Source organism: Candidatus Jidaibacter acanthamoeba (genome assembly GCF_000815465.1).
Classification (GTDB): Bacteria; Pseudomonadota; Alphaproteobacteria; order Rickettsiales; family Midichloriaceae; genus Jidaibacter; species Jidaibacter acanthamoebae.
In genome coordinates this window covers 1-8740 of the sequence record NZ_JSWE01000195.1, presented here as the reverse complement: position 1 = coordinate 8740, position 8740 = coordinate 1, and the positions used below count along the sequence as shown (strand labels likewise).

At 29.3% G+C, this 8740-nt stretch carries 4 protein-coding genes; 1 reads left to right on the top strand and 3 read right to left on the bottom strand.

The features are described from left to right. Positions 1-119 precede the first annotated feature (119 nt). Positions 120-521 carry a hypothetical protein gene (locus tag NF27_RS09200; protein ID WP_039458696.1) on the top strand — a complete coding sequence of 134 codons (402 nt, stop codon included), beginning with the start codon at positions 120-122 and terminating at the stop codon, positions 519-521. Between the two features lie 386 nt (positions 522-907). Here the strand turns inward: NF27_RS09200 and NF27_RS09195 are convergent, their stop codons facing one another. From NF27_RS09195 to NF27_RS09185, 3 genes are all read right to left on the bottom strand, one after another. After that, on the bottom strand, positions 908-6556 hold the full coding sequence (locus NF27_RS09195; protein ID WP_039458693.1) for an ankyrin repeat domain-containing protein: 5649 nt from the start codon (positions 6554-6556) through the stop codon (positions 908-910). Between the two features lie 279 nt (positions 6557-6835). Further along, complete coding sequence (locus NF27_RS09190) at positions 6836-7147, bottom strand: hypothetical protein (RefSeq protein WP_039458690.1); 312 nt, start codon at positions 7145-7147, stop codon at positions 6836-6838. Positions 7148-7150: 3 nt separating this feature from the next. Then, positions 7151-8740, bottom strand: a 1590-nt coding sequence (locus tag NF27_RS09185; protein WP_039458687.1) for an ATP-dependent DNA helicase, incomplete at its 5' end; no start/stop codon positions are given.

Below are 8740 nucleotides of genomic sequence, written 5' to 3'. Positions count from 1 at the left end.
CCCCCTGCCCGCTCCAACCCTTCGTTCGCTACTCTCTCTCAGGCCGGGTGGGGGGTTGCCATATTCGCTCATAACAAGTGCTCAGTCGCTTATGCAATTAATAAGAAGGAGTTTAAACCATGAAAAACTTACATCATTATAACAAAGTTGAAAAAGTGCTTTTTGAATTGGATTCAAATGATTACGAAATGGAAAGTAGAATTTTAAGGATATTAGAAAACAATATTACTCATAACCATACTGTTAAAGTGATTGATAACAATTATGCGCTTGTAGGTGACTCAAGCGGCTTTTGCAAGTATACCCGAAAGGTTTGTACACTCTTCAATCAACAACTGCTAATTATCGCCGATTATGTTCAATGGCAATATTCTCTAATTAACAACTATACAGGCGATTGGCATGATGACGTGGGAACCAAATACGTATTAATAGAAGCTATTTTACATCCAAATTACGTAAGAATACACAAAGAAATTGAAGCAATTCGTAACTTAAAATCAAAGCCATACTCTGGATAAGGCTTTTAGCCTTATCTTATCTCTTTATCTTGTTCTTTCTAATTCGTTCAATCGCCACTAGGGCTTAATTTTATTTATCTTGGTAACTACTAACAATTACTCTAGTTAATACCCTACTTTAAAGGACGACGGCATAGCCGAAAAAGAAATCAGGACTAAAAATCCTGATCACACCAATCGCACCCATAGGTGCATCGGCTGTAAGCCAGGTATAATCTAGAGTTACTCATGTATATACATGTAGTTGTTTAATTTTCTTAATGTGTGTATACGCGTCTATACAATTAGGCTTAGCTTAGGTTTCTAAAGGTTTAGAAGTGTGTGTACATGTATGTACATACTTTTAAAATTTATAAGGATTATAAACTTATAGCATCTATTTTTAGTTATACCTTCTCAACTGGGGTGTCAAAATTTATTTCTATGTTTTGAGAATATCTCAGTAGTTCTTCACCTTTTATTACAAATGTTGCTGACTTATCGTATGGAGGTTCAAAATTACTATTTAAAAGTTTTGAATCAAAACAGGCCTTTACAAATTTATTAATCACACCTTTTGTTTTAGAAGTTATCTGAATAGATATATTATGAATATCTTGCCCTTTATCTCCAAGCATTTGTTTCTTTATTGTGCTATATATAATTGAGCTCTTTTCTTTATTACTTAAATCGGAGATTTCACTTAGTAGTTTTTTTAATACTTCCTTACTTTCTTTACTTAATGTAGTAGAATTATTTTTTAGTTCATTTTCTAATTTGTCTAATTCTTTTGATTTAGGCTTTTGAATTGATAATCTTTCTACATGTGTTGTTAGAAGAGAAATTTGCTTCTGAATATCTTGTGGTTCGATAATGACATTAAATTCTGATTTACCGTAAGCATAGCTTTTTTCTTCTCTATGTAACTCATTATACAGTTCTCTTCCTCTTCTAATCATGACTCCAAAATTATGGCTACTTAATACGCAATTATAGCTCTCTTCTTGTTTAACTTGATATGGCCAATCTTTTGAGTAAGTCTCTTGCTCATCTTTTGAAATGTTAGAATTATTAGGAAAACTATATATTAATTTTATAGCATGCTGTACAGATATTGCACGATTTGAATTAGCAAGTAATATATTTTCTATATATATTTTTAAATTATCATTTAAAGAGCTTATTACCAACAAATAAGGCTTTATTCTAGGCGGATTATCATTAATTACCCAAGGAGCCTTCCCATGAAGTTTTTGATCTAACCCACTGCCTCTAAGCCACCGGTTATCTATTCTTATTATAACTTGCTCTTCATCTATCTTTACAAAGCTAACATATATTGCATGCCCTCCCGTTTGCTCTAAGTTGGTATAACCACTCGCACAACTGTATTCTTGCCCTACCTCTAGTAACTTAACTTGGTTGTATATATTTTGAGCTTGATACCCTTTTAAAAAATTAAAAACTCTGTCATTTGTGTTTGGAACTCTTTGATCATATAATGCCACTATTCTTTTATTATTATAAGTTTCTAATATATTTAAAATTTCACTAGATATATTTTTAATCTTTTCTTTGTTACCTTCATTAAATATAATTAACTTTGCTAGGTAATTAAAGTATATAAATATCCGTATACTCAACATTTCAAGCTTATCTGATGACTCAGGTATAAATTCTTTACCATGCTCAATTTTTAAATTTACTGCATTTATTAAATATTGCGCATATTTGTTAGAATTGTTTTCAATTATACCTTGTATGTTATTTCTTCCCAGAAGTTCATTTATTGTATTATATATAAGTTGTTCAGATTGGTTTGAATATTTAAAAAATCTACTTAGTAAATTATCTAAATGTAATTTATCTACAGGCTTACGTTTCTCAATAAGATAACCTATTATTCCTATAAATTCTTCCTCAATAATTCTGCCTTTGAGAATATCAATTGATTTTTTACAAGTACTTATGGCATTTTCTCTTTGGCTGTTATTTTGTGTAACCGATGCTCCTTTTCTAAGTAGTAGTTTAATAACTTCTATATTAGATTTATGTCTAATTGCATATAATAAAAGAGTATTATTTTCACTATCAATATAATAGTTTAGGTTTAAACCCTCTAATAATTTTTTTAAGTTATTTGAATTTCCTTCTTGTATTGCTTTAATTAAAATTTTACTAGTCTCTTCATCTATACATTGTATATTATCTTGATTACCTTCTGTAGTTTGCTGTCTTTTTAGTAACGTATATACACCTTCATAATAATCAATATCATTTAAATGTAATTTATATATATACAACAGCTCATCAATCACATTGCGTGGTGCGCCCTTTTTTGGCAAATAGTATCGGTTAATATCAGCTCCTTTTTCGACCAGTAATTTAACTGCTCTCCAATGAAGTGTTTGGGCTGCTAAAATTAAAGGAGTTATTTTGAATTCATTATTTTGGTCATTTATATCTATTTTACTTTGCGCTAATATTGCTTCTATTGTTTTTAAATCTTCAATCTCTGCCGCTTTATGTAATACTGTTTGTTCTTTTAATAATTTATCTTTAAAACCTAAAGAATCTTGTCCTAAGTAGTGGTTATACACCTCAATAGGCAATCCAAATTCTATAGCTTGCTTTTTAAGCTCTTCAAGTACTATTGATATTAATTGCTTATTAAAAGTGATTTGTTTTTTTGTATTATTACTATATAAAAACAACTTATCTTCTTGAACAAAAAGATATGCTTTTTGTTCTAAAGTGTTCACTAAAAAATCTTGGAGCCATTGAATATTTTTACTTATTTTAAAACATTCTAAAATTGTTAATAATGAGAAGGACGCACTTTCTATAAGTTCGTTGTTCAGTAAAGATAATGCATTTAAAGCTAACAATCTCCATTCTGTACTTAATAGTTTTTCTATACTCTCTGTATTTATTTCCCATTCATAATTAATTCCTTCAATTACTTCCTGTAATATTAAGAAAAAATTTTGGCTATTTACTTCGTTTAACTTTACTAAACTATGTGCTGCTAAACACCTGATATCCTTATTTTTTAGTGCGGTAGTAAGGATTTCAACTAGTTCGGATCTAAACTCTGGTCTTGTGATACAAATATTTTCCATAGTAAAAATAGCTGAACTAATGAGGTCAGTTTCACTACAAAACTTAAAAAATATTTTAAAAAATTGTATGGTACTAGTTAGTGACGCGGTTGGTACTTGCTTACATCTACACAATACATCAATTGCTCTCATTTTTGTTTCAAGGTCTATATATTTTTCTTTTTCTATATCATTTGCACCATTTAATAACCAATTTAATAAATCTGCTAATTTATTAACATACTCATCAGTTCCAATCTGTCTTAAAGTTTCTCCGATTTTTACACCCATTGCGTGTTGTTCAGAATTAAAAAGAATTAATATTGTTTTGTATAATTCTTGTTGAATGAAATTAAGCATATTATCATTCTTTAAGGCTCGCATATGTAATATATCTATTATACTTGTAAACATTATATTAACTTTATTTGATAATATTTTAATTAACACTTGTACTGAATATTTACTTGTTTCAACTGGTGTTTCCTCTAAATCTAAAAGAGCGTATGCTGCTTGTATTCTAGTTATATGATTTTTATTAAATAAAAGTCGTTGTAAATATGATAGCCCCTTTTTAAATGTATCTTGTTGTAATTGTTTTAATTGATCAATGGTTTCAATTACTGCACATTTAGAGTCTTCATTATTAGACAATAAACTTTCTTCAAGTTTTTCTATAATATATTTAATTTCATTATATTTTAATTTTATAAATTTATAAGGAAAAACACTCTCTATATTAGTCGTTCTTTTATCATCTTTATTCAAAACTATTTCATATGTCCTGCATAATGCTGCAAATGATTTTTCTTCTTCACTTATACAATGCAATAAATAGTTTAGTATTTCTTTAGATAATTGTACTTTATTAGGATTGCTTAGCAGTATTTTTAACTTTTCATCTTGTATTTGACTAAATTCCGATAGTATAACAATTGCTATAGATTGAATACTTTTCTCATTACTATTTAGTAATTCAACCAAAACACTTTTAATATAATCTTTTATTTCAACATTTTTTTTTCCTAATAAAATTATTAGATTAGTTATATTTTTTAATCTAACTTCACTAGTATTATCTAAAATAATTTCTTTTAAAGTATTTATTAAATTAAAAATTATATTTTTTTCATTTGCTGCAATAATTGTTAATGCTTCTGACGATTCTTCTAATATTGACTGCACTTCGTAGGAACCTGTACATACTAAAATTGCACGAACTAATAATTTACTTTCTACATTACCAAAGTTAATTATAGCTTGCGCAGCAGATACTTCTTCATCATCTAATTTGCTAGTATATATATGTAATATATTTTTCAATATATTAGGGCTTAATCTTAGTTTTTCTATTAAAAAATTATCATACCAATTATTAGTAACCAAGTTTTCAATATTAGTGAGCAGCTTGTTATGTATATTAATTTTAGTATCAACTTCACACTCATCTAAGCACCTTACTTGCAAGCATACATGCCTAATACCAATAAGCTCTCTAGGTTCTGTTTCTATTAAATGCCAGAACCAAATAAGTGGCACATAATCCCTACTTAGTTTACATCTATCATACAATACTCCTGCAACATACCACCACATAACCTCATAGTATGGAGTATATTTATGCTTCATTATCAGGTCGACCGCTTCCTTAAACCTAGGGCTACCTATTTCTTTAATACTTCTTGCTATGTATCTTGCTGCAAAATATTCTTGAAAGGTTAAATGTAGAAAAATTATTTCTTCGCCAATATTTTTTATTATTCCTGTCTTAAGAACCTCTTTAGTTTCTCTTCCTAATACTCTAGCTACGACTTCTTTACTTATTACTACCTCATTTCTCTTCATGCCCTCTATAGCTAGTTCTTCTAGCTTTAATACTAATTCCCTACACTCCTCCCATTCATTTAGTCCTACTTCTTCAGCTTCTTCCCCCATAAATTCTTTACCACTATTTTTGGCTAGATATCTCCTAAGTAGCTTTCCACTTATCACCTTATACAATTTACTCATTGTATAACTTTCTTCTCTCCTTAGGTCTTCCCATGCATAGCATATTAACTCTAAATTAATTGGAGTATGTGCTATTCCCCATATGTTTTTATTATTCTTTAAAAAATTTAGCATTGCCTCTTTCTTACCTAAAGGCATAAACTTATTGATATAACTTATTATATTATTGCTATCAAATCCTATATTTTCCAATTCCTCATCAATATTAATCGGTATATTTCCTACTTGTGTAATCTTACTAGTTGTGCGTGATGTAATTATTAAGTTGCTATTTTGATCTATTAATATCTCTTTTAATAATTGTTTTAGTTTGTTTTCTCTATCTATTATGGGAGCTATTTCGTCATAACCATCTAACAAGAATAAAACATTACTAAAATCCCCTAAAAAATCATCTATGTCTTCTATACTAGGCTTATTTCTTTCTCTTCCCGCAATACAATGCTTCCTTATTATACTTGCTAAAAGTAATTTCTCTTTTTGACCTTCCAGCTCAGATACTACTTCTCTAAGGGGTAACCATATTATTGCTTTATACTTACCATTCCATATTTTTTCTTCACTCCACCTCACAGCTATGTATTGACACAATGTGCTTTTACCTACCCCTGCTCTACCATATATTGCTAATTTCTTAATTTCCTTACTTGCCCTTTTATCAAATAAACTCTCAATATCTATTGCTACTTTATCTTCATGTACTGATTCATAAGTTTCTATCCTTTCATCTCTAATCTTTGCTATCCTACCATAATCCGCTTCCTTTAGCTGTATCTCCCTTAATAACCTCTCTTTCTCATCAACAGTTTGTTTTTTAAGTATAGCAAGGTTTATAAAGCTCTCTGTAACTAGCTGGTTTTTTCTTACTAGATTATTAAGGTATCTAAAGTTTTGGTAATACTGTTTTAACTTAGAAATTATAATTTCATGATTCCTTTCTAGCATTTATATTTCCTACCTATTACTTTATATTTTAAGCTTTAAAAGTTTAGAACTATTCATGTAAACTTATTTATTTAAATTAAGTTAACTTTTTAACCTAAAATTATTATAGTTGTAGAAATAACTTTTATAATTTCTAAAAATTAAACAAGATCTTTTTTATTAATAATTTTAATGTAATATTAAATATTTATTATGTTTTTAGGATATATTACTTTGGAGCCTGTCTCTTTAAGTATTTTACTTAGTTATTTAGACGCCTACCTAATACATAAGTATTTATTAAAGATGATTATAATTATTAGGATTATATAAATTTCCTTGAATACCGCAATTTTGAATATCTAAATGAATATTAGGAGACTGATGAGAATATGAACTTACTATGCTATTTTCAGAATGTAATCCTTGAATAGAATACCCTTCTATAAAAGATGAATAAGAAGAATGTGATTTTAAATAATCAAAATGACGATAATTAACTTGTTGGTTATTGTTCAAACTCATAACAATCCACTTAAGTACTTTTTTGCTTATCTTTCCTAAGTATCTTGAGTTATCAATTTTCTTACATAACTTTTCTCTGGTATTCATTCTTTACGCTTCTATCTGTATTCCTTTACTTACTATTTTAATATTATTATGCTTCATCTGCAAGTCCTTTTGCGGCTGCTCTGTATCACTGCCTGAAACTAATTCCAGAGCGGACAACCTGTCTCCTTTATTGTTCAATAAGCATTTATATAACTTATCTTTATCCTGCACTAAAGCAGTAAAGTTTTCTTTATGACGTGAAATAGCTACACACCATGCTTTTTGGTTATTAAGCCATTCATTATGATTAAGTACCGATATACTATCTTTTACTGTTTTTCCTTGAGACGCATGTATGGTAGTACAGTAACCGTAATCTATATGTTTCAAGTGCTCTTTAGATAATTCTTTTACCGTACCGTCTTCCAGTTTTAACGTTATCTTATCTTTATATATTTTTTCAATTTTAGCTGTTTCAGAGTTAACCAACCCAAGTTGGTTGTTGTTCTTAGTAAATCTAATTTTAAGGCCTTCTTGTAGCTGTAGTTTCACCTCATGGAATACTTCAAACTTGTTTTCATAATTAATTTCTTTCTTTAAATAGTATAAAATCTTTCTTCCTCCCTTCTCTAATGTTAAGCTATTTGTTAGTTCGTTAATATTTACGACTTTTAAATAATCTCCTGCATTAATACCATTTTTATATTTCTTGTTAAATTTCAATATATTTCCTTTACCAAATGAAGGAGCAAACTTATGATCTGCAATAGTAAAGTCCATTTGCTTTAAAGCCGAGAACTCCATTGTTTCTTTTTTTAACTCTCCTGATATGGTTAAACGTTCTCTTATTCCCTCGTTAATTTCATCTCTAAGCCTTCTAGTATTAGCAGTAAGTAATGTTTGTTCCCTTGTTTCCTTAGGTAAAGCCTTATACCAACCAATAGCCGATTCAGCTAACTTTTCCGTATCATAACCTGCTTTTTGTATTCTATCGCCGTGTACTTTAAAAGTTTTATCAATATTTCCTTCCGCAGCAGCTATAATTGCTTCCTTATGAAGTTTATTTTTTTGTCTTACTATTTGGTTTAGCTTAATTGAAGGGATAACTGATAAAATCTGTTCAAAGGGCTTACCTGCCTCAACTGCATTTAGCTGCTCGGTACCGCCAGTAATTACCAGCTTTAATCCAAACATATCTTGTAACTTTAGTAAGCTATGCATAATCCTGGTTGAAACTAATGAGCTTTCATCTAAAAACAAAACTGTCTTTTTAAATTCTCTTTTCTTAATAGCTAAAGACTCTTTTGTTCCTCTTCCTTCTAAATATCCGTTATACTTGCCTAAAAAGCTATGCAGGGTGTTACTTTCCTTAAGCTTAGCAGACTCTTTTAATGTCTTAGCTGCTGAAGCAGTTGGAGCATTACCTTGAAACTTTTCACCCCACCCGATAAGACTGATAAATTTCCTTCCCGAAATATCTCTTACCCCATTTAACACGGTTGATTTTCCGACACCAGGCAACCCTTCTATAGCTATAATTTTATCTTTAGAGGTAAGTATATGTTTCAATGCTTTTCTTTGTTGGTCATTCATTTGAAAATTCGGATCTTTAGCTTTCTCCCTCATTTCAAAGCTTTGACACCGCTTTACAAA

What these genes read in the sequence shown, in the direction of transcription:
- NF27_RS09190 (WP_039458690.1), bottom strand. Translation starts at nt 7,147, where the DNA reads ATGAATACCAGAGAAAAGTTATGTAAGAAAATTGATAACTCAAGATAC.
- NF27_RS09200 (WP_039458696.1), top strand. Translation starts at nt 120, where the DNA reads ATGAAAAACTTACATCATTATAACAAAGTTGAAAAAGTGCTTTTTGAA.
- NF27_RS09195 (WP_039458693.1), bottom strand. Translation starts at nt 6,556, where the DNA reads ATGCTAGAAAGGAATCATGAAATTATAATTTCTAAGTTAAAACAGTAT.